This is a genomic window from Poseidonocella sp. HB161398 (assembly GCF_005870025.1).
Classification (GTDB): Bacteria; Pseudomonadota; Alphaproteobacteria; order Rhodobacterales; family Rhodobacteraceae; genus Mangrovicoccus.
Genome location: NZ_VATA01000027.1, coordinates 58,049 through 81,519, shown reverse-complemented (window position 1 = coordinate 81,519; position 23,471 = coordinate 58,049). Strand labels below are relative to the sequence as shown.

16 protein-coding genes are annotated in these 23,471 nt (G+C 70.0%); 12 read left to right on the top strand and 4 right to left on the bottom strand.

What is annotated here, in order from left to right:
- Positions 1-58: 58 nt before the first annotated feature.
- The 3 genes from FGX59_RS20330 to FGX59_RS20320 all read left to right on the top strand — a co-directional run bounded on the left by FGX59_RS20330 (position 59) and on the right by FGX59_RS20320 (position 2,401).
- Positions 59-637 carry a nitroreductase gene (locus FGX59_RS20330; RefSeq protein WP_240722603.1) on the top strand — a complete coding sequence of 193 codons (579 nt, stop codon included), beginning with the start codon at positions 59-61 and terminating at the stop codon, positions 635-637.
- Positions 634-1,320 carry an EI24 domain-containing protein gene (locus tag FGX59_RS20325; RefSeq protein WP_138468953.1) on the top strand — a complete coding sequence of 229 codons (687 nt, stop codon included), beginning with the start codon at positions 634-636 and terminating at the stop codon, positions 1,318-1,320. The genes FGX59_RS20330 and FGX59_RS20325 overlap by 4 nt, the downstream gene beginning before the upstream one ends.
- 91 nt (positions 1,321-1,411) lie before the next feature.
- A complete protein-coding gene (locus FGX59_RS20320) occupies positions 1,412-2,401 on the top strand; it encodes a glutathione S-transferase family protein (protein WP_138468952.1) in 990 nt (329 codons plus the stop codon).
- Here the strand turns inward: FGX59_RS20320 and FGX59_RS20315 are convergent.
- The 3 genes from FGX59_RS20315 to gph all read right to left on the bottom strand — a co-directional run bounded on the left by FGX59_RS20315 (position 2,361) and on the right by gph (position 6,318).
- The gene (locus FGX59_RS20315) at positions 2,361-4,481 is read right to left on the bottom strand and encodes a TRAP transporter fused permease subunit (RefSeq protein WP_138468951.1); all 2,121 of its coding nucleotides are present in this window, start codon (positions 4,479-4,481) and stop codon (positions 2,361-2,363) included. The genes FGX59_RS20320 and FGX59_RS20315 overlap by 41 nt on opposite strands.
- Positions 4,482-4,539: 58 nt before the next feature.
- Positions 4,540-5,544, bottom strand: coding sequence for a TAXI family TRAP transporter solute-binding subunit (locus FGX59_RS20310; RefSeq protein WP_138468950.1), 1,005 nt, complete (start codon positions 5,542-5,544; stop codon positions 4,540-4,542).
- A 102-nt stretch (positions 5,545-5,646) separates the two neighbouring features.
- Positions 5,647-6,318 carry a phosphoglycolate phosphatase gene (gene gph / locus FGX59_RS20305; RefSeq protein WP_138468949.1) on the bottom strand — a complete coding sequence of 224 codons (672 nt, stop codon included), beginning with the start codon at positions 6,316-6,318 and terminating at the stop codon, positions 5,647-5,649.
- 140 nt (positions 6,319-6,458) lie between these two features.
- On the opposite strand from gph, the gene FGX59_RS20300 reads away from it, so the two are divergent.
- From FGX59_RS20300 to upp, 4 genes are all read left to right on the top strand, one after another.
- Positions 6,459-7,853, top strand: coding sequence for an FAD-binding oxidoreductase (locus FGX59_RS20300; RefSeq protein WP_370296136.1), 1,395 nt, complete (start codon positions 6,459-6,461; stop codon positions 7,851-7,853).
- Between the two features lie 92 nt (positions 7,854-7,945).
- Entirely contained in the window at positions 7,946-9,193 is a 1,248-nt protein-coding gene (locus FGX59_RS20295) for a GTP cyclohydrolase II (protein WP_138468947.1), read from the top strand.
- Positions 9,180-10,412, top strand: a complete 1,233-nt coding sequence (locus FGX59_RS20290) for a URC4/urg3 family protein (protein ID WP_206078396.1) — start codon at positions 9,180-9,182, stop codon at positions 10,410-10,412. The genes FGX59_RS20295 and FGX59_RS20290 overlap by 14 nt, the downstream gene beginning before the upstream one ends.
- 21 nt (positions 10,413-10,433) lie before the next feature.
- A complete protein-coding gene (gene upp / locus FGX59_RS20285; RefSeq protein WP_138468946.1) occupies positions 10,434-11,066 on the top strand; it encodes a uracil phosphoribosyltransferase in 633 nt (210 codons plus the stop codon).
- A 91-nt stretch (positions 11,067-11,157) separates the two neighbouring features.
- Here upp and FGX59_RS20280 read toward each other — a convergent pair whose 3' ends face one another.
- A complete protein-coding gene (locus FGX59_RS20280; RefSeq protein WP_138468945.1) occupies positions 11,158-11,442 on the bottom strand; it encodes a hypothetical protein in 285 nt (94 codons plus the stop codon).
- A gap of 110 nt (positions 11,443-11,552) precedes the next feature.
- Here FGX59_RS20280 and recF point away from each other — a divergent pair, with 110 nt between their 5' ends.
- The 5 genes from recF to FGX59_RS20255 all read left to right on the top strand — a co-directional run bounded on the left by recF (position 11,553) and on the right by FGX59_RS20255 (position 23,325).
- Positions 11,553-12,659 carry a DNA replication/repair protein RecF gene (gene recF, locus FGX59_RS20275; protein WP_138468944.1) on the top strand — a complete coding sequence of 369 codons (1,107 nt, stop codon included), beginning with the start codon at positions 11,553-11,555 and terminating at the stop codon, positions 12,657-12,659.
- Positions 12,656-13,081: a VOC family protein gene (locus FGX59_RS20270; RefSeq protein WP_138468943.1), complete on the top strand. Its 426-nt coding sequence runs from the start codon at positions 12,656-12,658 to the stop codon at positions 13,079-13,081. Before recF ends, FGX59_RS20270 begins: the two co-directional genes overlap by 4 nt.
- Entirely contained in the window at positions 13,078-13,698 is a 621-nt protein-coding gene (locus tag FGX59_RS20265; protein WP_138468942.1) for a LysE family translocator, read from the top strand. Before FGX59_RS20270 ends, FGX59_RS20265 begins: the two co-directional genes overlap by 4 nt.
- A gap of 80 nt (positions 13,699-13,778) precedes the next feature.
- On the top strand, positions 13,779-16,196 hold the full coding sequence (gene gyrB, locus FGX59_RS20260) for a DNA topoisomerase (ATP-hydrolyzing) subunit B (protein WP_138468941.1): 2,418 nt from the start codon (positions 13,779-13,781) through the stop codon (positions 16,194-16,196).
- Between the two features lie 229 nt (positions 16,197-16,425).
- Positions 16,426-23,325, top strand: coding sequence for a DUF3320 domain-containing protein (locus tag FGX59_RS20255; RefSeq protein WP_138468940.1), 6,900 nt, complete (start codon positions 16,426-16,428; stop codon positions 23,323-23,325).
- Positions 23,326-23,471 lie beyond the last annotated feature (146 nt).

Sequence of the window (23,471 nt, the reverse complement as noted above, 5' to 3'; positions counted from 1 at the left end):
CCTTGACCCGGCGGGGCAAAGCGCCGACCTAGAGGCGCAAAGATCAAGGAGACCCGATGTGACCGCCGCACGCCCCGATGTTCTCGACTTCCTGCTGACCCGGCGTTCCCGCCCGTCGAAGACGCTGACCACGCCGGTGCCCAGTTCCGAGGAGCTGGGGCCGCTCCTGGCCGCGGCGGCGCGCACGCCCGACCATGGCGCGCTGGAGCCGTTCCGCTTCCTGGTGCTGGAAAAGCCCGCGCTGGCCCGCATCGCGGGGCTGATCGGGGAAACCGGCACGCGGATGGGCAAGCTGCCCGAGGAGATCGCCAAGCAGAAGATGGTCTACGAGACCGGCAATTTCGCCGTGGCCGTGATCTTCACCCCGAAGGAGAGCCCGAAGATCCCCGAGATCGAGCAGCTCTACACCGCGGGCGCGGTCTGCCTGTCGCTCCTGAACGCGGCGCTGGCCACCGGCTGGGGGGCGAACTGGCTTTCGGGCTGGGCGAGCCATGACGCGGAATTCCGCAAGGCGGCCTTCGGCCTGGCGGAAAACGAGCTGGTCGCCGGGATCGTCCATATCGGCACCGAGACCGTGGCCCCGCCGGACCGCCCGCGCCCCGATGTGAACGCGCTGACCACCTGGGTGTCCGCATGATCCGCGACATTTCCCGCGCGCTCGGGCAGATCGGCGATCCGCGCTTCCGCAAGGTGCTGTTCCTCGGGCTCGGCATCACCGTCGGGCTGCTGTTCCTGTTCTACATCGCCACCGCCTGGGTGGTCGCCTGGGCCGTGCCGGACACCGTGACCCTGCCCTGGATCGGCCAGATCGGCTGGATCAACGACATCGCCTCGGGCGCCTCGGTGCTGGGCGCGATGTTCCTGTCGAGCTTCCTGATGATCCCGGTCGCCTCGGCCTTCACCGGCATGTTCCTCGACCAGGTCGCCGACGCGGTGGAAGAGCGGCACTATCCGCATCTGCCCGATGTCCGCCCCACCCCGTTCCTGGAGACGCTGGGCGACACGTTCAGCTTCCTCGGCGTGCTGATCCTGGCGAATATCGCGGCCTTCATCCTCTACATCTTCTTCATCCCCTTCGCGCCGGTGATCTTCTGGGCGCTGAACGGCTTCCTGCTCGGCCGGGAATACTTCCAGCTGGTCGCGATGCGGCGGCTGGGCGCGGCGAAGGCCAAGGAGATGCGGCGCAAGCATGCCGGGCAGATCTGGCTTCTGGGCGGGCTGATGGCGATCCCGCTGACGGTGCCGCTCCTGAACCTCGTCGTGCCGATCATCGGTGCCGCCAGCTTCACCCATTTCTACCACCGCCTGGCCAAGGACTGAGGCCGCGCACAGGTCCTGTGCACACGCAAGGGTGGAACCATCGCGCGAAACCGCCATTTTCCCCTCAGGGAGAATCGGAAAGGAACGCGCGATGGGACTTCTCGTGGACGGGGTCTGGAAAGACCAGTGGTACGACACCGACAAGACCGGCGGAAAGTTCGAGCGCTCTGCCGCGCAGTTCCGCAACTGGATCACCCCCGACGGCGCGGCCGGGCCCTCGGGCCGGGCGGGATTCCGGGCCGAGCCGGGACGCTACCATCTCTATGTCGCCTATGCCTGCCCCTGGGCGCACCGGACGCTGATCTTCCGCGCGCTGAAGGGACTGGAGGAGATGGTCTCCGTCTCCTTCGTCAACTGGTACATGGGCGATCATGGCTGGACCTTCGAGGATCCGGGCGACGGCATCCCGCATGACCATCTCTTCGGCTCGGACTATGCCTACCAGATCTACCTCCGGGCCGATCCGCAGTATTCCGGCCGGGTGACGGTGCCGATCCTGTGGGACAAGCGGCAGGAGACCATCGTCTCGAACGAGAGCGCCGAGATCATCCGGATGTTCAACTCCGCCTTCGACGGGGTCGGCGCGGCGCGGGGCGACTACTATCCCGCCTGCCTGGCCGAAGAGATCGATGCGCTGAATGCGCGGATCTACGACACCGTCAATAACGGCGTCTACAAATGCGGCTTCGCCACCACGCAAGAGGCCTATGACGCCGCGGTCGAGCCGCTCTTCGAGACGCTCGACTGGCTGGAGGACCGGCTGGCGACCCGCCGCTACCTGGCCGGATCGCGCGTGACCGAGGCCGACTGGCGGCTCTTCACCACGCTCCTGCGCTTCGACCCGGTCTATCACGGCCATTTCAAGTGCGACCGCCGCCGGATCGTCGACTATCCGAACCTCTGGGGCTACACGCGCGAGCTCTACCAGTGGCCGGGCATCGCCGGGACGGTGAACATGGACCACACGCGGCGGCACTACTATATCAGCCACGAGACAGTGAACCCGCACCGGATCCTCTCGACCGGGCCCGAGATCGACTTCACGGCGCCCCATGGCCGGGAGCGGGTGAAGGCGGCCTGAGCCCGCCCCGCGCGCTGAGAAGCGTCAGCGCCACCACCCCCGCTGCGGCCAGCGCGTGCCAGAGCACCCCGAGCGGCCAGAGGCAGGCCAGGCCGAGCGCCCCGGCAAGGAGGCGCACCGGCCAGCCGATCGGCCGCTCGAGCCCGCCCTGCAGGAAGCCCGCCAGCGCATAGAGGCCGAAGACCGCCGGGATCGTCACCCGCAGCGCCTCGCCCCAGTCGCCTGACAAGAGCGGCGTGTAGGCGAAAAGCACCGGCACGATGTAGAGCCCCTTGGCGAGCTTCCAGCTGGCGAATCCCGTTCCCATGGCGGGCGCCTTGGCGATCGCCGCCGCGGTGAAGGCCGCCAGCGCCACCGGCGGGGTCACGTTGCTGTCCTGGCTGAGCCAGAAGACGATCATGTGCGCCGAGAGGAGCCCGGTCAGCGCCACCTCGGGCGGCACGACCATGTCGCGCAGCGGCGCGGCGATCTCCAGCGGCAGCGCATGGACCAGCGCCGCCGCCTCCGTCCGGGTCATGCCCTGGGCGAGCTGCATCATCGCCTCGGGGTTCGCCAGCATCAGGATCGGTTTCGCCGTCTCGGGCAGCGTGCCATTGGCGATGGCGTCGATCACGAAGCGGTCCGAGATCATCCCCGCCAGCGCCGGCGCCGAGAGCGTCGCCAGCACGATATAGGCCGCGGTGACCGGCAGCCCCATGCCGAGGACCAGGCTCGCCAGCCCGATCAGGATGATGGCGACGAGGATGCTGCCCCCCGCCCAGTCGGAGATCATCAGGCTGAAGGTGTTGCCGACCCCGGCGGTGGTGATCACGTTCACGACGAGCCCGACGGAGCAGAGCAGCACCGCGGTCATCACCATGCCCCTGGTGCCCGAGACCAGCGCCTCCCACACCGCCTTCGGGCCCATCGGCGTCCGCGTCAGCCAGCTCGAGGCGACGACCGAGAGGATGCCGAAAACCGCCGCATAGGTCGGGGTGAAGCCCGAGACCAGAAGCCCGATCAGCAGGCAGATCGGGATCACGAAGCTGGCGCCGCCCTGGCGGAAGGCCGAGCCCAGCGTCTGCCCGTCCGCGGCCATCGGCGGCAGCGCCAGGCGGCGCGCCTCCACCCGGATGAAGAAGGCGACCGACAGGAAGTAGAGCAGCGCCGGCAGGGCCGCGACGGCGACGATCTTCTCGTAGGGGATCTGGGTGAAGCTCGCCATCACGAAGGCCCCCGCCCCCATGATCGGCGGCATGAGCTGCCCGCCGGTGGAGGCTGCCGCCTCCACGCCTCCGGCAAATTTCGGCGCGAAGCCCGCGCGCTTCATCAGCGGGATGGTGATCACGCCGGTCGAGGCCGTGTTGGCGATGGCCGAGCCCGAGATCGTCCCGGTCAGCCCCGAGGCGATCACCGCGACGATGCCCGGCCCGCCGACCATCCGCCCGGCGACCGCGCGCGCCAGGTTGATGACGAAATCCCCCGCCCCCGAGCGGATCAGGAAGGCGCCGAAGAGGATGAAGAGGAAGACATAGGTCGACGAGATCCGCGCGATCGAGCCGAACATCGCGTCATCGCCATAGACCGAGCGGAAGGCCACGGTCTCCAGGCTGAGCCCGGGGAAGTGGAACACCCCGCCGATCCAGCGCCCCCAGACCAGCACGTAGCTGAGCGACAGCAGGATCAGCACCGGGATGATCGCGCCGGTCAGCCGCCGGGTCAGCTCGACCGCGGCCAGCAGGCAGATCGCGATCGCCGCCCAGTCGAGCCCCTGGAGCTTGACCCCGCGGGCGTAGATCGCGTTCTCGGCGGCGACCAGATGCACCGCCGCCGCCGCGGTGGCGAGGCCGAAGACCACGTCCACGGCGCGCCAGAACGGCGAGGGGCCCATCGGCGCAATCGCCGGTTTCAGCACCGCGGCGAGGAAGGCGAAGCCCGCGAAATGGTAGGCGTTGCGCGCGAATTCGGAGATGACGGGATCGAAGGCCACGTAGATATGGCCGAGCGCGATCAGGACGCAGAGGATGGCGATGCCCGTCTCCGCCGGCGCGGAGAACCGCCGCCAGCTCGGATCGGGGCCGCCCGCTTCGGGATCGGACATGGAACTGCTTCCGGCTAGGGCTGGGGACGGCCCGCCCTGCCGGGGCGGGCCTGCGGGATCACTTGGCGATCAGCCGGTCGGGGATCGTGACGCCGACCTCCTGGTAGTAGCGCGCCGCGCCGGGATGCAGCGGCAGCGGCAGGCCCGCGATCGCCTGCTCCAGCGCCATCGCCTTGGTCGCCGGGTGGATCGCCTGCAGGAAGGGCAGGTTCTCGTAGATCGCCTTGGTGATCAGATAGACGTTCTCCTCGGGCAGCTCGGCGGTGGTCGCCAGGAAATTCGGCTGCGCGATGGTGGTCACGTCCTCGGCCAGGCCCGGATAGGTGCCGCCCTTGACGGTGAAGGGGGTCCAGAGCTCCTTGCCGCCATCGGCCGCGGCCAGTTCCTCGGGGGTGAAGGACAAAAGCGTGACCTTGTCGCCCATCGCCGCGAAGAGCTGGCTGATCGCGCCGGTCGGCACGCCCGCCGGGGTGCTGATCCCCTTGACCTGGCCGTTCTGCAGCGCCTCGGCCGCCGGGCCGTAGCCGCCATAGACCAGCGTGTAGTCGGCATCGATATCGACGCCGAGCCCCGCCAGCAGCGTGCGGTTCGAGCCGATCGTGCCGGAATTCTGCGACCCCAGCGCCACCGACTCGCCCTTCAGCCCGACGAAATCCGCCATCGTGCCGGTTCCGGCCGCCTCGGAGGCGACGACGAACTGCTCGACATTCTGCCACAGCATCGAGACCGAGCGCAGGTTCTCCTGCGGGCCGATCTCTTCCATCGGGCCCGAGCCGGTGGCGGCGTAGTAGCCGTAGAGACCCTGCAGGATCGCGAATTCCGCCTCGCCTTCGCGCAGCAGCCGCACGTTCTCGGCCGAACCCGCGGAGCTGATCGCCGACATGCCGATCTTCTCGGCCGGCTCCAGCTTGACCTTGATCAGCGTGGAGAGCGCCACCCCCACCGGATAGTAGGTGCCCCCGGTCGAGGCGGTGGCCAGGATGTAGCTGGCCTCTTCGGCGGCAACCGGAACAGCGGCAATGGCCGCGGCGGCCGCGAAAGCGGCGCTGCGCAGAAATGACATGATTTTCCTCCCTGTACGGCCCTCTCCCCGGGACCGGTCAGGGCGAGCCTAGTAGAGCGGGGGCGGCTGCTCAATGCAAAAAACCCGGCCCCCGCCCGGGGCTCAGACCAGCCGCGTGGTCGAGACCAGCGGCTCCACCAGGGCGGGCAGCAGGTCGAAGCTGCCGAACATGCCCTGGTGCGGGATCTGGAAGACCGGCGACTTGCGGTAGCCCTCGGTGAAGAGCAGGAAGGGCAGATCGGCGCGCCCGGCGGTCTCGGCATCGACCTCGCTGTCGCCGACGAAGACGGTCGCGGTGGCCTTCAGGGTCTCGGCCGCGGAAAGGAGCCCGGTCGGGTCGGGCTTGCGCTCGGGGAAGCTGTCGCCGCCGATCACCACCGGGAAGAACCCGGCCAGGCCCAGCTCGGCCAGGATCGCGCGGGCGGGGGCCTCGGGCTTGTTGGTGACGACGCCCAGCCCGTAGCCCATCATGCGGAACCGCGCCAGCGCGTCGGCCACGCCGGGATAGGGCCGGGTCAGCTCGGTGGAATGGGCGCCGTAATGGTCCATGAACGCCTCGACCAGCCGCGGATGGTCGGCCATGTCGAGCCCGGTCGCGCCGATGATGCGCTCCACGAGCTTGGCCACGCCGTTGCCGATGAAGCTGCGAATGGTCGCGAAGGGCAGCGGCTCCTGCCCTTCCGCGGCGAGCATCCGGCAGGCGGCGGAGTGGAGGTCCGGCGCGCTGTCGATGAGGGTTCCGTCGAGATCGAACAGGACGGCGGCAGTAGTCATGGGACTCTCCTTTGCGATGGGGCCCAGATGGCGGTTCGGGCGCGCCCATGCAAGATGGGGCCAGGTCGCAGGAGCAGGCACTGGCGGAAACCCCCACTTTCCCTTATGCCGCGGGGATCATGCCAGGAAAGGAATGCAAGGTGCTGGAGTTGCGCGACAGGAACGCTATCGGTGCGGCGATTTCGGAGCTCGAGGCGCGGCTGGGGCCGCGGCTGGCGACCGGCCGCTCCTTCCGCGAGCAGCATGGACATACCACCACCTGGCTGGAGAACCAGATCCCCGATGCGGTGGCCTTTGCCGAGAGCACGGAAGAGGTGCAGGAGATCGTGCGGATCTGCGCCCGCCACCGGGTGCCGGTCATCCCCTTCGGCACCGGCACCTCGCTCGAGGGCCATGTCAACGCGCCGCTGGGCGGGATCTCGGTCGATGTGTCGCGCATGGACAAGGTGCTGTCGCTGCGGCCCGAGGACATGGATGTCACCGTCCAGCCCGGCATCACCCGCGAGGCGCTGAACACCGAGCTGCGCGCCACGGGCCTGTTCTTCCCGGTCGATCCGGGCGCCAATGCCTCGATCGGCGGGATGGCGGCGACGCGCGCCTCGGGCACGACGGCGGTGCGCTACGGCACGATGCGCGACCGGGTGCTGTCGCTGGAGGCCGTGCTGCCCTCGGGCGAGGTGATGCGCAGCGCCAGCCGCGCGCGCAAGAGCTCGGCCGGCTATGACCTCACGCGGCTGATGATCGGCGCCGAGGGGACGCTGGGGATCATCACCGAGCTGACGCTGCGGCTCGCCCCGCAGCCCGAGGCAGTGACCGGCGCGATCGCCAGCTTCACGGATATCGAGGCGGCCTGCCTGACCGCGCAGGAGGTGATCCAGCTTGCCCTGCCGGTGGCGCGGATGGAGTTCCTCGACGAGGCAGCGGTGTCCTACGTGAACCGCAGCCATGGCGTCGGCCTGCCGGAGACGCCGCTCCTGCTGCTGGAATTCCACGGCTCGCCGGGCAGCATCGACGAGCAGACCGAGGTCTTCGCCGAGCTGGCGCGCGACAACGGCGCCGTCAATGTCGCCTGGAGCGCCGATGCCGACGAGCGCCGCCGCCTGTGGAAGGCGCGGCACGACTTCTACCTGGCCGCGCTGGGGCTCTTCCCGGGGCGGGTGGGCTTCTCCACCGATGTCTGCGTGCCGGTCTCGCATCTGGCGGCCTGCGTCACCGCCTCGCGCGCCAAGCTCGACGAGCTGGGGCTGATCGGCACCAATGTCGGCCATGTCGGCGACGGCAATTTCCACACGCTGGTCTTCGTCGATCCGCAGGATGCCGGCAACCGCGACCGCGCGGAGGCCTATGTCGGCTGGCTCAACGACCTGGCGATCGCCCATGACGGCACCTGCACCGGCGAGCACGGCATCGGCCAGGGCAAGATGAAGTACCTGGAAAAGGAGCTCGGCGCCGGGGCGCTGGAGATGATGCGCGCGGTCAAGCAGGGGGTGGATCCGCTGAATATCATGAATCCGGGCAAAATCTTCTCGCTCTGAGGAGGGCGGCCGGGCCGGCGCAACGCCATCCTTGACCGGAGGCCCCGCTAAGGTCTTACATCGGGATCTGCAATTCGTACTGGAGTGCCCCAATGTCCGATCCAAGGCATATCGTGCTGACCTCCCACCCGCCGACGGGCAGCCGCAAGCCGCCGGAAATCCATTGGGGCGCGCCCGGGGCCCAGGCGCGCGGTCCGGTGATCGGCGGCATGTCGGGCGGGCAGCGCAACGTGATCGGCACCCATTCGGGCAGCTACGGCGTCTACCGCGCGCTGGCCATCGCCACCGGCCAGCTGAAATCCGTCCACCGGCCCGACCTGACCCACACCCGCCCCTCGGTCGATATCGGCCCCTTCCCGCAATGGGAGGGCGAGGACCGGATCGTCTCGATGGACCCCTACGGCCATATCGTCGCCGATGCCTTCGCCTCGGAAATCGCGGCGGGGCGGCCGATCCAGCCGACCATCGCCATCACCAAGGCGCGGATCATGCTGCCGGAGTTCAAGGAGGCCATCGCCTCCGGGCGGCTGGTGCCCGACGGGCAGATCCTGACCCCGACCGGCGAGGCCAGCGTCACCAAGATCGCGATCGAGCCGGTCTGGTACCTGCCCGGCCTGGCGCGGCGGCTGGGCGTGACCGAGGTCTCGCTGCGGCGCGCGCTCTTCGAATATACCGGCGGCATGTTCCCCGAGCTCGTGACCCGCGGCGACCTGAAGGTCTTCCTGCCGCCGATCGGCTCGATCACGCTCTACATCTTCGGCGAGCCCTCGGCGATGTGGGATCCGAAAAAGCGGCTGGCCTGCCGGGTGCATGACGAATGCAACGGCTCGGACGTGTTCGGCTCGGACATCTGCACCTGCCGCCCCTACCTCACCCACGGGATCGAGGAATGCGTGAAGGAGGCGCAGGAGGGCGGCGCCGGGCTGATCGTCTACAACCGCAAGGAAGGCCGCGCGCTCGGCGAGGTGACGAAGTTCCTCGTCTACAATGCCCGCAAGCGCAATCCCGACGGCGACACCGCGGCGGCCTATTTCGAGAAGACCGAATGCGTCGCGGGCGTGCAGGACATGCGGTTCCAGAGCCTGATGCCCGACGTGTTCCACTGGCTCGGCATCACCCATATCGACCGCTTCGTGTCGATGTCGGACATGAAGTACGATGCCCTGGCCGAGGCCGGGATCACCGTCGGCGAACGCATCCCGATCCCCGACGAGCTGATCCCCGGCGACGCCCAGGTGGAGATGGACGCCAAGAAGGCCGCCGGGTACTACACCGATGACACGGTATCGAAACCGGAGGATCTGACGATGACCAAGGGGCGCGGGCTTGACGACTACTGACCTGGCCGAGGCCGACACGGCCGCCACAGCGGACTGGCTGCAGAGCCCGGACGCGATCCGCGCGCAATGCGGCGCGCTCTACGATCTCGGCGTGGCCGGGCGGCTCGACCATTTCACCGTCGATCCCGACCGGCTGGAGATCGCCGCCGAGGAAGTGGTCGCGACCATCCTCGAGACTTATCCCGACCTCGCCGTGCCGCCGCATTCGCGCTGGCGCCACTTCGTGCTCGACCGCCGCGACCGCTGGGCCGAGCAGGCGGCCAAGCTCGACGTGCCGCCGCAGGAGATGGCGCGGCTGGAATGCGAGCTGGCCATCGTCTCGGTGCTGCTCGATGCCGGGGCCGGGCCGCTCTGGACCTATCACGACCCCGATACCGGCGCCGAATTCGCCCGCTCCGAGGGGCTGGCGCTGGCCTCGCTCGACATGTTCATGGCCGGGGCCTTCGGCAGCGGCACGGGGCCCGGCACCACGACCGCGCGGCTGTCGCGCTTCTCGGCGGAGGCGCTGGCCGCGGGGTTCCAGGTCACCGAGGACAATCCGCTGGAGGGGCTCGAGGGCCGCGCCGCGCTGATCGCCGCGCTGGGGAAGGCCGTCGAGGCGCAGCCGCTGGTCTTCGGCGACACGCCCCGGCTGGGGCAGATCGCCGACCACCTGGCCGGGCTCGCCGACGAGGACGGGCTGCCGGCCGAGACCATCCTGCGGGTCATCCTCAAGACGCTCTCGCCGATCTGGGGCGAGGACCGTCCCGTGCTCGACGGCGTGTCGCTGGGCGATTGCTGGCCGCATCCGCAGGCCCCCGCCCCCGGGCTCGTGCCGTTCCACAAGCTCAGCCAGTGGCTGAGCTATTCGCTGATCGAGCCGATGGAGCGGGCGGGCATCAAGGTGACCGGGCTCGACCGGCTGACCGGGCTGGCCGAGTACCGCAATGGCGGGCTCTTCCTCGATACCGGGGTGATCGCGCTGCGCCATCCGCGCGAGGCGGCGAAGCCGCAGGCGCCGGGCAGCGCGCTGATCGTCGAATGGCGGGCGCTGACGGTGATCCTGCTCGACAAGGTGGCCGCGCTGGTGCGCAAGCGGCTGCGGCTCTCGGCCGAGGAGCTGCCTCTGGCCGCCGTGCTCGAGGGCGGCACCTGGGCGACCGGCCGCAGGCTGGCGCGCGCGAAGCGTCCGGGCGGCACGCCGCCGATCGACATCCTCTCCACCGGAACTGTTTTCTGAAGACCCCGAAAGGCCGCCTGAATGACCGATCACGTCACCGTCGTCGACCATCCGCTGGTCCAGCACAAGCTGACCCAGATGCGCAAGACGGAAACGCCCACCGCCGATTTCCGCCGCCTCCTGCGCGAGATCGCCCATCTGCTGGCCTATGAGGTGATGCGCGACCTGCCGCTGGAGAAGACCGCCATCGAGACCCCGCTGGAGCCGATGATGGCGCCGCAGATCGAGGGCAAGAAGCTGGTGCTGGTCTCGATCCTGCGCGCCGGGAACGGGCTTCTCGAAGGCGTGCTCGACCTGGTGCCGCAGGCCCGCGTCGGCCATATCGGCCTCTACCGCGATCCCGAGACTCTGGTCGCGGTCGAGTACTACCTGAAGGTGCCCTCCGATATCGAGGACCGTCCGGTGATCGTGGTCGACCCGATGCTGGCCACGGCGAATTCCGCCTCCGCCGCGCTGACCCGGCTGAAGGAAGTGGGCGCGCGGAACATGAAGTTCCTCTGCCTCCTGGCCGCGCCCGAAGGGATCGAGACGCTGACCCGCGACCATCCCGACGTGCCGATCTACACCGCCTCGATCGACGAGCGGCTCGACGAGCACGGCTATATCCGTCCCGGGCTCGGCGATGCCGGCGACCGGATGTTCGGCACGAAATAAGCCCGGGCGCCCTCGGATCGGGGGCGCCTCTCGCACGGCATCACGCCCCTCACCCCGGCCCTCTCCCCCGCGGGGGAGAGGGAGGCGCGGGTCACAGCCGGTGGAGCTTCAGGCGGCCCAGCCCGGCGAATTCCATCCGCAGGCCCGGCCCGTTCGGCCCGAGGCGCAGCGAGTGCCCGGCCTTGGCGGCGATGCGGGTCGTGTCCTCGTCGCGGCGCAGGCGCAGCCCGTCATCGAGACTGTCGAGCACGTCCTCGACGCGCTGGTCGCGCGGCACCGGATCGGCGCGCCGCGCCGCCGCGGCAGCGAGCCCGGCGATCAGCGCATAGCGGAAGATGGTCCAGAAAATCGGCGAAAGCGGAAGGGCCAGCGGCATCTTCGGTCGGTCTCCTCTTTTCCTCAAGATAGGCACGCTCCGGGCGCAGATCCAGCCGCCGCGCAGGCCGGGGTTTCCAATTGGCGGCAAAACGCGCTAACCCGGCCGCCATGGCCCTGCGCGTCGCCTCGCTGACCCTCTCGCATTTCCGTTCCCACCGCCGCGCGACGCTTGCGCTCGACGGGCGGCCGGTTGCGCTTTTCGGACCGAACGGGGCGGGCAAGACCAACCTGATCGAAGCCGTCTCGCTGCTGTCTCCGGGGCGCGGGCTGCGCCGCGCCGCGGCGGAGGAGCTGATCCGCCGGCCCGAAGCGCTCGGCTGGAAGATCCGCGCCGAGGTGGAGGCGCCCTCGGGGCGGCACGAGATCGAGACCTGGGCCGCGCCCGGCCAGTCCCGCCAGGTGCGCATCGACGGCAAGGCGGCGACCCAGACCGCGCTGGGGCGGATCGTCCGGCTGGTCTGGCTGATCCCGGCGATGGACCGGCTGTGGATCGAGGCGGCGGAGGGGCGGCGGCGCTTTCTCGACCGGATGGTACTGAGCTTCGAGCCCGGCCATGCCGAGGCGACGCTGGCCTACGAGAAGGCGATGCGCGACCGCAACCGGCTGCTGAAGGACGAGATCCGCGACCCGCACTGGTACCAGGCGCTGGAGGCGCAGATGGCCGGGGCCGGGGCCGCGATCATCGCGGCGCGCGCCTCGGTGCTCCTGCGGCTGGAGGCGGCGCAGGCGGCGGGCGATCCGGCTTTTCCCAAGGCGGCGCTGGCGATTGCCGATCCCGAGGAGGCGCCCTGCCCGGCAGACCGCGAGGCGCTGCGCGCCGCGCTGCGCGACAGCCGGGCGCGCGACCTGCGCGCCGGGCGGACGCTGGTCGGGCCGCACCGTGCCGATCTGCAGGCGGTCTATGCCGCCAAGGGCGTTTCCGCCGCGCAGAGTTCCACCGGCGAGCAGAAGGCGCTGCTGCTGTCGCTGATCCTGGCCAATGCCCGGGCACTGGCGGAGGAGACCGGCGCGCCGCCGCTGCTCTTGCTCGACGAGGTCTCGGCGCATCTGGACAAGGACCGCCGCGCGGCGCTTTATGAGGAACTGCAGCGGCTCGGCGCGCAGGCCTGGATGACCGGCACCGGAGCGGAGCTGTTCGAGCCGGGGGAGATCGACGCCCAGCGGATCGAGGTGAAGGACGAGGACGGGACCAGCCGGATGGAGGCGCCATCATGACCCCGCAGCGCGTGACGCTCATCACTCTCGGGGTCGAGGACCTCGCCCGGGCCAAGGCCTTCTACGCGGCGCTTGGCTGGGTGCCGGCGCAGGAGCAGGACGGCGTCGCCTTCTACCAGATGAACGGGCTGGCGCTGGGGCTCTTCGGCCGCGCCGCACTGGCCGAGGACCAGGGCCGTCCGGGCGCCGATCTGGGCACCGGCGCGGTGACGCTGGCGCAGAATTTCGCCACTGAGACCGAGGTCGATGCCGCCTTCGCCGCGGCGCTCACGGCCGGGGCCACGGCGCTCAAGGCGCCCGAGAAGGTGTTCTGGGGCGGCTATTCCGGCTATTACGCCGATCCCGACGGCCATGTCTGGGAAGTCGCGATGAACCCGTTCTGGCCGCTGGGCGACGACGGATCCCTGACGCTGCCGGCATGACCGTCTCCATTGCCGATCTGGCGCTCTATGCCGGAGCGCTCTTCATCCTGTTCATGACCCCCGGACCGGTCTGGGTGGCGCTCCTGGCGCGGGCGCTCTCGGGCGGCTTCGCCTCGGCCTGGCCGCTGGCGCTCGGCGTGGTGATCGGCGACGTGCTCTGGCCGCTGCTGGCCATTCTCGGCGTCAGCTGGATCGTCTCGGTCTGGGGCGACTTCCTGAGCGTGCTGCGCTGGGTGGCGGCGGCGATCTTCTGGATCATGGGGATCGGGCTGATCCGCCATGCCGGCAGGCGCATCGGCCAGGACAGCCGGCTGACCCGTCCCGGCATGTGGGCGGGCTTCGCCGCCGGCGTGGCGGTGATCCTCGGCAATCCCAAGGCGATCCTCTTCTACATGGGGGTGCTGCCCGGCTTCTTCGATCTCGACCGGGTCACCGCCTGGGACATCGCCGCGATCACGGCGCTGTCGGCGGCCGTGCCGCTGATCGGGAACCTGATCCTCGCCGCCTTTGTCCACAGGCTGCGCGCGCTGCTCGCCTCCGGCACGGCGCTGGCGCGGATGAACCGGATCGCGGGCATCCTGCTGATCCTGGTGGGCTGCGTGATTCCCTTCACTTAGGGAGGAAAAAGCGCCCCAATTGCGTGACATTTCCGCGCCCGGTTCGTATAAGATGGCAGGATTAAGAAGGACCCGCGTGAATGGCTGATGACGTGCAGACCCCCTCCGAATACGGTGCGGAATCGATCAAGGTTCTCAAGGGGTTGGAAGCCGTGCGCAAACGGCCCGGGATGTATATCGGCGATACCGATGACGGCTCGGGCCTGCACCACATGGTCTACGAGGTTGTCGATAACGGCATCGACGAGGCGCTGGCGGGCCATGCCGACCGCGTGACCGTGACCATCCATGCCGACAGTTCCGTCTCGGTGCGCGACAATGGCCGCGGCATTCCGGTGGACATCCACCAGGAAGAAGGCGTCAGCGCGGCCGAAGTGATCATGACCCAGCTCCATGCGGGCGGGAAATTCGACCAGAACAGCTACAAGGTCTCGGGCGGCCTGCACGGCGTCGGCGTCTCGGTGGTGAACGCGCTTTCCGACTGGCTGGAGCTGCGCATCTGGCGCGACGGCAAGGAGCACTACGCCAAGTTCCAGACCGGCGAGACGGTGGAGCATCTGCGCGTCCTGCGCGACGCCCCCGGCGAGAAGGGCACCGAGGTGCGCTTCCTGGCCTCGACCGACACGTTCTCCAATCTCGAATACAGCTTCAAGACGCTGGAGAACCGCCTGCGCGAGCTGGCCTTCCTGAATTCCGGCGTCCGCATCATCCTGCGCGACGAGCGCCCGGCGGAGCCGCTGGAAAGCGAGCTGCACTATGACGGCGGCGTGCAGGAATTCGTGCGCTATCTCGACCGTTCGAAATCGCCGCTGATCTCCGAGCCGATCTTCATCACCGGCGAGCGCGACGGCATCACCGTCGAGGTCGCGATGTGGTGGAATGACGGCTATCACGAGACCGTGCTGCCCTTCACCAACAACATCCCGCAGCGCGACGGCGGCACCCATATGGCGGGCTTCCGCGGCGCGCTGACCCGGACGCTGAACCTCTATGCCAACAGCTCGGGCATCGCCAAGAGGGAGAAGGTCACCTTCTCCGGCGACGACGCCCGCGAAGGCCTGACCTGCGTCCTGTCGGTCAAGGTGCCGGATCCGAAATTCTCCAGCCAGACCAAGGACAAGCTGGTCTCCTCCGAGGTCCGCCCGGCGGTCGAGGGGCTGATGAACGAGCGTCTGACCCAGTGGTTCGACGAGCATCCCGCCGAGGCCCGCACCATCGTCGGCAAGATCATCGAGGCGGCGCTGGCCCGCGAGGCGGCCCGCAAGGCGCGCGAGCTGACGCGGAAGAAATCGGCGCTCGACGTGGCCTCCCTGCCCGGCAAGCTGGCCGACTGCCAGGCGCGCGACCCGCATGCGCGCGAGATCTTCCTGGTCGAGGGCGACTCGGCCGGCGGCTCGGCCAAGCAGGGCCGCTCGCGCGCGCACCAGGCGGTGCTGCCGCTGCGCGGCAAGATCCTCAACGTGGAGCGCGCGCGCTTCGACCGGATGCTCGGCAGCCAGGAGATCGGCACGCTGATCACGGCGCTCGGCACCGGGATCGGCCGCGACGAGTTCGACATCGACAAGCTGCGCTACCACAAGATCATCATCATGACCGATGCCGACGTGGACGGCGCGCATATCCGGACGCTGCTGCTGACCTTCTTCTTCCGGCAGATGCCGGAGATCATCGAGGGCGGCTATCTCTACATTGCCCAGCCGCCGCTCTACAAGGTGGCCCGCGGCAAGTCCGAGGTCTACCTCAAGGACCAGGCCGCGCTGGACGACTACCTGATCGAGCAGGGCGTCGACGGCGCCACGCTGCGGCTCGGGTCCGGCGAGGAGATCGTCGGCGCCGACCTTGCCCGCGTGGTCGAGGAAGCCCGCCAGGTGCGCCGCATCCTGCAGGCCTTCCCGACGCATTACCCGGTCCACATCCTGGAACAGGCGGCGATCGCCGGCGCCTTCCTGCCCGGCGTGGCCGATGGCGACCTGCAGGCGCTGGCCGATACCGTCGCCACGCGGCTCGACCTGATCGCGCTGGAATACGAGAAGGGCTGGGAAGGCCGGCCGACCCAGGACCGCGGCATGCGCCTGGCACGGCTGCTGCGCGGGGTCGAAGAGGTCCGCACCCTCGACGGCCCGGTGCTGCGCTCGGGCGAGGCAAGGCGGCTGGGCAGCTTCACCCAGGCGCTGCAGGACAACTACGCCACCGCCGCGACGCTCCTGCGCCGTGACAAGGGCATCGCGATCCACGGGCCGCTGGACCTGCTGAACGCCATTCTCGCCGAGGGCGAGCGCGGGCTGACGCTGCAGCGCTACAAGGGCCTGGGCGAAATGAACCCCGACCAGCTCTGGGAAACCACGCTTGATCCCGAGGCGCGGACGCTGCTGCAGGTGCGGGTGGAGGATCTGGCCGAGGCCGACGACCTCTTCACCAAGCTGATGGGCGACGTGGTCGAGCCGCGGCGCGAATTCATCCAGACCAACGCGCTGAGCGTGGAGAATCTGGACTTCTGATCCGGGCTGCAGCCCGCCGAAGACCCCGGTTCCGCGCGCCCCGAGGCGGGCGGAACCACGCTGAAAATTTCCCTTTCCGCCCAGACGGATGGCGCCTTGGCCGGGCCCTGTCCACGCCATTTCCCGCCGGAGCCTCCGGCCGGGACACATCCGCGTGGATCGCGTTGACAGCCGGCCGGGCCTGTGCAGCACTGGCCCGGAGGCGCAGATAGGCTTGGAAATGTCCGAGATGGAAGCAGTCGAGCCGAGGCTCGAACAGGAAGACGTGCTGGAGCTGTGCTTCGACACGTCGGCAAGAGTGAATTTCGCATCCGCCCAGAACGGCGTGTCCATTCTGCGGACGCTGTCCCTGGCCAATCGCGGCCAGCGGCAGCTCGAGGGGCTGACCGTCACGCTGGAAAGCGCCCCGGCCCTCCTGCGGCCGCGCAGCTGGACGCTCGACCGGCTCTCCCCGGGCGACATGCGCGCGCTGCCGGGGCTGGAGACGGTGCTCGACGACCAGATCCTGGCCGGGCTCGACGAGGCGGAATTCGGCAGCCTGACCCTGACCGTCGCGGAAAACGGCCGCGAGCTGCTGCGCGAGACCCGCCGGATCGAGATGCTGGCCCGCGACGAATGGGGCGGGCTCGGCGAGATGGCGCCGCTTCTGGCCGCCTATGTCTCGCCCAATGACGCGGTCGTCGCCGGGCTGCTGAAGGAGGCCGCCGACCTTCTGGAGGCCGCCGGGATGAAGGGCGCGATCGACGGCTACCAGTCGGGCGATCCGGGCCGCGCCTGGATGCTGGCCGGGGCGATCTGGTCGGCGGCCACCGCGATGGGCCTGTCCTATGCCGTGCCCCCGGCCTCCTTCGAGGCGCGCGGCCAGAAGATCCGCACCCCCGCCCGCATCCGCGCCGAAGGGCTGGCGACCTGCCTCGACAGCGCGCTGCTGCTGGCCGCCGCCTTCGAGGCCGCGGGGCTGAACCCCGTGGTGCTCTTCGCCGAGAGCCATGCCTGGGTCGGCGTCTGGCTGAGCGACCGCGATTTCGGCGCGGTGACCGAGCCCGACGTGATGGCGGTGCGCAAGGCCGTCGATGCCCGCGAGCTGGTGCTGCTGGAAACCACACTGCTTTGCGAGCGGCCCGCGGCCGGGTTCGAGGCCGCCGCCCTGGCCGGGCGCGATCCGGTCGCCGAGCGCAACGAGCACGCCTTCGCCATGGCGGTCGATATCCGCCGCGCCCGCGCCGCCCGGATCCGTCCGCTGGCCAGCCACCGCCCGGCCGAGGAAGAGGCCGGGGACCAGGATGCCGCCAGCCCCGCCGCCCTGCCGAAACCGCTCGATCTGGGCTTCCTGCCCGGCGATCTGGTGGAGGAGGAGCCCGACAGCCCGGCCGACCGGATCTCGCGCTGGCAGCGCAAGCTGCTCGACCTGTCGCTGCGCAACCGGCTGCTGAATTTCCGCGACACCAAGCAGACGCTGCCGCTGCTCTGCCCCGATGTCGCGCTCCTGGAGGACCAGCTGGCCGGCGGGCGCAAGTTCCGCGCGCTGGCGCTGAAGGAAGACAGCCAGCTCGGCGCCCGCGACCTCGGCCCCGCGGAAGAGGCCGAGCTTCTCGCCACGCTCTGCCGCGACGCCTTCGAGAAGGGCCGGATCGCCGTGCCGCTGACCGCGAAGGACACCGAGGCGCGGCTGCTGGCGCTCTACCGCCGCGCCAAGAGCGACATGCAGGAGGGCGGGACCAGCACGCTGTTCCTCGCCGCGGGCTTCCTGCGCTGGAAGAAATCCGAGGGCGACAGCCGCAGCTACCGCGCGCCGATGCTGCTGATCCCGGTGCGCATCACCCGCCGCTCGGCGCAGTCGGATTTCGTCATCGAGACCCACGAGGACGAGGTCCGCTTCAACGCCACGCTGCTGGAATTCCTCAAGCGCGATTTCGACCTGGAGATCCCCGAGCTGGAGGGCGAGCTGCCCCGCGACGGCAGCGGCTACGACCTGCCGCTGATCTTCGAGATCCTGCGCCGCAAGGTGCGCGACATCGCCGGGTTCGAGGTGGTCGAGGATCTGGCGATGTCGACCTTCTCCTTCGCCAAGTTCCTGATGTGGAAGGACCTTGTCGACCGCACCGCCAGCCTGCGGGAAAGCCCGCTGGTGCGCCATCTGGTCGACAACCCCGCCGAGCCCTTCCTCGCCGGGGACGCCCCCGCCCTGCCCCGGCCCGAGGAGCTCGACCGCCGCGTCGCCCCGGCCGATCTCTTCACGCCGCTGCCGGCGGATTCCTCGCAGCTCGCCGCGGTTCTGGCCGCGCAGGAAGGGCATGATTTCGTGCTGATCGGCCCGCCCGGGACCGGCAAGAGCCAGACGATCGCCAACATGATCGCCCAGTGCCTGGCCGCCGGGAAGACGGTGCTGTTCGTCGCCGAGAAATCCGCCGCGCTCGACGTGGTGCACCGGCGGCTGACGGCGCACGGGCTCGCCGATGCGGTGCTGGAGCTGCATTCGAACAAGTCGGACCGCAAGTCGGTGCTCGACCAGCTCGGCCGCAGCTGGGACCGCGCCGCCGAGGCCGAGGGCGCGGACTGGGCGCAGGTGACCGGCGAGCTGGCCGGGACGCGCGACACGCTGAACCAATATGTCGCCGCGCTGCACCGGAGCGGCAGCCAGGGTTTCAGCGTCTACCAGGCGATCGGCCGCGCGGCCGGGGCGGAGCAGCCCTTCGCGCTGTCCTTCGCCGGGCGCGACGCCCATGACGCCGAAAGCTATGCGCGGCTCGAACGCCTGGCCGCCGCGGTCGAGCGCTGCCATGAAATCGTCGCCGGCCGGCCGCCGCTGGAGCTGGTCGCCGCCGGGTACTGGTCCTTCGCCTGGCAGGCCGCGCTGTTCGATGAGGCGGAGACGCTGGCCGCCGCGACCCGCGCGCTGGCCGCTGCCGCCCAGAAGGCCGCCGGTCTCGCCGGGCTGCAGCCCGATCCCGACGGCGCGCCGGAGCATCTCGACGCGCTCGCCACACTGGCCGCGGTCCCGGAAACCGGCGAGGATGTCGGCTGGGCGCTGGAGCGCGACACGCAGGCGCTTGAAGCCGCCGCCGCCGACCTGGCCCGGCTCGCCCCGGACTATCGCGCGGCCGGGGCGCGGCTCTCCGCCGACTATCCGATGGACCGGCTGGAGCGCATCCCGCTCGACCAGCTCGATGCCGACTGGCGCCGGGCGCAGGCGAAGATCTGGCCGCTTTCCGCGCTGGCGCTGTCCTCGCTGCGGAAGCTCTTGCAGACCTACGCGACCGGCGGCCGGGCCGATCCCGAACGCGACATCCCCGCCCTTGCCGAGGCGCGAGAGCTGCGCGCGGAAATCGACGCGCTGCCGCTGACGGGCTGCCCTGCCTTCGACGGGGCCGAAACCGACGAGGCGCGGCTGACGCGTTGGACCGCCGAGGCGGCCGCGCTGCGCGCCACCTTCGACGGTCTTGCCGGGCGTGTCGCCGATCCCGCCCGCTGGCTTGCCGCCCGGCAGAGCCTGGCCGCCCGCGGCCCCGGCGCGCTGCGCGAGGCGCTCACTGCCTTCCGGGACTGCCGCGAGACCTGGACAGAGGCCGCCGCGGCCTTCGCCGAAACCGCCGGACAGGCGCCCGGGACAGCGCCCCTGGCATCGCTCGCCGAAGCGCTCGAGACCCTGCTGTCGAGCCGCGCGCATCTGGAGGACTGGACCCGCTGGGTTGGCATCAGCGGCGAGGCCCGCGCCGCCGGGCTCGCCCCGTTGGTCGACGCGCTCGAAGACGGCCGTCTGCAAACCGGCGCCGCGCGGGCCTTCGCCGCCGCCTATGCCGCCTGGTGGCTGCCCCTGGCGATGGATGACGAGCCCTGCCTGCGCGGCTTCTCGCACTGGCGGCACGAGGACGCGATCCGCCGCTTCCGCGAGCTGGAAACGCGCGCCGCCGGCATGGCCGCGCCCCAGGTGATGGCGCGCATCCGCCACGGCCTGCCCGCCCGCGACAGCGTCCCGCGCCGCTCCGAGCTCGGCGTGCTGCGCCACCAGCTCGGCCTGCAGCGGCCGAGCCTGCCGATCCGCACGCTGATCTCGGAAATGCCGGACGCCTTCACCCGGCTCGCCCCCTGCGTGCTGATGTCGCCGCTCTCGGTTGCGCAGTACCTGCCCGCCGGGCATGCCGCCTTCGACCTGGTGATCTTCGACGAGGCCTCGCAGATCACCACCTGGGACGCGATCGGCGCCATCGCCCGCGGCCGCCAGGCGGTCATCGTCGGCGACCCCAAGCAGCTGCCGCCGACCAATTTCTTCGGCCGCAGCGACGACAGCGAAGAGGAGCTGCCCGAGACCGAGAAGGACCTGGCCTCGATCCTCGACGAGGTGGCCTCGGCGGGCATTCCGACCCGGCAGCTCGACTGGCACTACCGCAGCCGCGACGAGGCGCTGATCGCCTTCTCGAACTGGCACTACTATGGCGGCCGGCTGGTCACCTTCCCCTCGCCCGCCACCGAGACCGATGCCGTCCAGCTCCACCAGATCGACGGCACCTATGGCCGTGGCCGCGGCCGCACCAACGAGGCCGAGGCCCGCGCCATCGTCCGCCTGGCCGTGGACCGCATGGCCCGCTGGCTGGAGCTGCCCGAGGAGCAGCGCCAGACGCTGGGCGTCATCACCTTCAATGCCGAGCAGCAGGCGCTGATCCTCGATCTCTTCGACGAGGAGCGCCGCCGCGATCCCGCGCTCGAATGGTTCTTCGAGGAGGCCCGCGAAGAGCCGGTGATCGTCAAGAACCTGGAGAACATCCAGGGCGACGAGCGCGACGTGATGCTGTTCTCGATCACCTTCGGCCCCGATGCGGCGGGCCGGCTCTCCATGGCCTTCGGCGCGCTCAACGGCGATGGCGGCGAGAAGCGGCTGAACGTGGCCGTGACCCGCGCGCGCTGCGAGCTGCATGTCTTCGCCTCGATCCGCGCCGACCAGATCGACCTGGAGCGCAGCCGCGCGCTTGGCGTCCGCCATCTCAAGGGCTTCCTCGACTACGCCGCCCGCGGCAGCGACGCCCTGCCCGCGACCGACGAGGGCTCGGTCGGGCCGGTCGCCAATCCGTTCGAAGCCGCGGTCAAGGCCGCGATCGAGGCGAAGGGCTGGGAGCTGCGCCCGCAGATCGGCGTCTCGGGCTTCCGCATCGACCTGGGCGTCGTCCATCCCGACCATGCCGGGGTCTACCTGGCCGGGATCGAATGCGACGGCGCGACCTATCACAGCTCGGCGACGGCGCGCGACCGCGACAAGGTCCGCCAGGCGGTGCTGGAAAATCTCGGCTGGACGATCTTCCGGATCTGGTCGACCGACTGGTTCAAGACGCCCGGCGCGGTGGCCGAGCGGATGCACGAAACGCTCGTAGCGCATCTCGAAGCCGACCGCACCCGCCGCGCCGCCGACGCCGAAGCCCGCGCCGCACGCGGCCCGGTCGCCCTGCTTGCAGCCCCCGAAGAGGCGGAGCCGACGCTCGGCCCGGCCCGCGACGGAACCGCCGGAGCGGAAGAAGGGGCTCTCCCTGCCGTTGAGAAGGCCGACCCGGCCGAAGCCGGAACAGACCTGGCAGAGGCCCACACCGTCGCAGCCAAGTCCGAAATTCCGCCCGGCCCGGCCATTCCCGACGCGCCCTTTGCCGACCCAATCGACGAAACCGAAACGCCTCATGGCTCGCGTGAGACGCCGTCGGCAGCAAACGGTGCGGAAAACGTCCAGTATGACCCCACGGTGACAGCGGCAGCTCCAAGCGCGCCCAATTCCGCAGATTCGGCTCTGGCGAGCGACACTCCGCCAGTCCCGGGCGGCACAGGTTCCGCCACCGCAGGGCCCGGGTCCCCGCATGACGGACCGGAAAATGATGCGATCATTCAGAAGGTTGACGCCTCGACGCCTCCAGAGCTCGACGCGGAGGCCCTGCTGCCGCCTGACGAAGATACCCCTTTTCCGGCCCAGTCCCATGCCGACCGCTCCAGCCGCCGGGCGGAGGCGACGGTTCGGACAGGGATCCTGTCCGCCTCACCGGACCAGCCCCCGGAAACATCGCCTGGCCCGGCCCCCGGCAACCGCGCCTCAGCAGAGACGAACGCCCCAAGCACCTCCCTCCCGGCGGAAATTGTCGGCTCGGCCGAGGCCTACCCCGCTCCATCGCAGCCGGAACGAAGTGGTCCGCCCCTCCCGGCCAATGCGGGCCATGGCAAAAAGGACGCCCAACCGGACCATGCCGCGGTGCCAGATGCGCCGACAGACAGAGCGACCGCCCTATCCGGCGCGGAAGAGGGCGCCTCGGCTTCACCGGCCGAAGAAGCTGCGCGCCAAGCTTCCCCCCTGCGCGGAGCCGCCTCCGAGCATGAGGCGCGGGGTCCGGCGGATGAGCCCCTTCGCGACCATGCGCCCGGCCCCGTCTTGCCGGGGGCCATCGCGCCGCAGGAAGCTCACGCGGCACGGGATCAATCGTCGGCGGGACCGGCGCCGAATTCGGCGGATGCCGTCGGGCAGCAGGGGAAGGTTCCCGCCGCCGAGCCGGGCCCCCGCTCCCCAGTCACCGCAGCCGGGATTGACGAAGAAAGCGCGCCAACTCTCACCACGGAGCCCGGCACTCCGGAGGGCAAATCTCTCGGTAAAAAGGAAGATTCTGGTTCGACAGCTGCACCCTCGCCATCAGCCGGAGCGGCGGTCCCCGATCCGGAGCGCTTCTACGATCCGGATTACGGACCTGAGCTCGAGGCGCTGATCGCCGAGATTGTCCGCGATGAGGGGCCGCTGCCATTGACGCTTCTCGGACGGCGCGTCGCGGCCGCTCATGGCTGGCAGCGGACCGGGCGGCGCATCGCGGAACGGGTCCGCAATGCGCTTGGCCAGGTCGAGCTTCATCCCGAAGAGGACACGGAATTCGTCTGGGAACTCGGCCGCCATGCCATCCGGGTTCCATTCCGGCCCGGGCTAGACCGCGCCTTGCGGGAGATCTCCCGCTCCGAAATCGCGGGCCTGTGCGACGCGCATGCGGCAGAGCTCGACGCGGAAGAGGACCCGCCGCTGCTTCTGGCCCGGCTCGCCGGGATCAGCAGGCTGTCCTCGGATGCGCGGAGCTATCTCGAGGCCTGCCTGGCCTGGAGACGCGACACCGGTGGCGGCTGAAGCCGCTAGCCGGTTCCGGCAGAGCCGCGATGCCCTGCCGACGCATGGGGGCGCTGGATTGACGGGACCGACTGCATGGCGTTGCTTCGTCAGCCGCCTCTGAGTCGAGACACGGAAGGACCGCGCCCTGAAGCCCGGGGGCAGTC

What these genes read in the sequence shown, in the direction of transcription:
- FGX59_RS20295 (WP_138468947.1), top strand. Translation starts at nt 7,946, where the DNA reads ATGTCCGATCCAAGGCATATCGTGCTGACCTCCCACCCGCCGACGGGC.
- FGX59_RS20255 (WP_138468940.1), top strand. Translation starts at nt 16,426, where the DNA reads ATGGAAGCAGTCGAGCCGAGGCTCGAACAGGAAGACGTGCTGGAGCTG.
- FGX59_RS20310 (WP_138468950.1), bottom strand. Translation starts at nt 5,544, where the DNA reads ATGTCATTTCTGCGCAGCGCCGCTTTCGCGGCCGCCGCGGCCATTGCC.
- upp (WP_138468946.1), top strand. Translation starts at nt 10,434, where the DNA reads ATGACCGATCACGTCACCGTCGTCGACCATCCGCTGGTCCAGCACAAG.
- recF (WP_138468944.1), top strand. Translation starts at nt 11,553, where the DNA reads ATGGCCCTGCGCGTCGCCTCGCTGACCCTCTCGCATTTCCGTTCCCAC.
- gyrB (WP_138468941.1), top strand. Translation starts at nt 13,779, where the DNA reads ATGGCTGATGACGTGCAGACCCCCTCCGAATACGGTGCGGAATCGATC.
- FGX59_RS20265 (WP_138468942.1), top strand. Translation starts at nt 13,078, where the DNA reads ATGACCGTCTCCATTGCCGATCTGGCGCTCTATGCCGGAGCGCTCTTC.
- gph (WP_138468949.1), bottom strand. Translation starts at nt 6,318, where the DNA reads ATGACTACTGCCGCCGTCCTGTTCGATCTCGACGGAACCCTCATCGAC.
- FGX59_RS20320 (WP_138468952.1), top strand. Translation starts at nt 1,412, where the DNA reads ATGGGACTTCTCGTGGACGGGGTCTGGAAAGACCAGTGGTACGACACC.
- FGX59_RS20280 (WP_138468945.1), bottom strand. Translation starts at nt 11,442, where the DNA reads ATGCCGCTGGCCCTTCCGCTTTCGCCGATTTTCTGGACCATCTTCCGC.
- FGX59_RS20325 (WP_138468953.1), top strand. Translation starts at nt 634, where the DNA reads ATGATCCGCGACATTTCCCGCGCGCTCGGGCAGATCGGCGATCCGCGC.
- FGX59_RS20270 (WP_138468943.1), top strand. Translation starts at nt 12,656, where the DNA reads ATGACCCCGCAGCGCGTGACGCTCATCACTCTCGGGGTCGAGGACCTC.
- FGX59_RS20315 (WP_138468951.1), bottom strand. Translation starts at nt 4,481, where the DNA reads ATGTCCGATCCCGAAGCGGGCGGCCCCGATCCGAGCTGGCGGCGGTTC.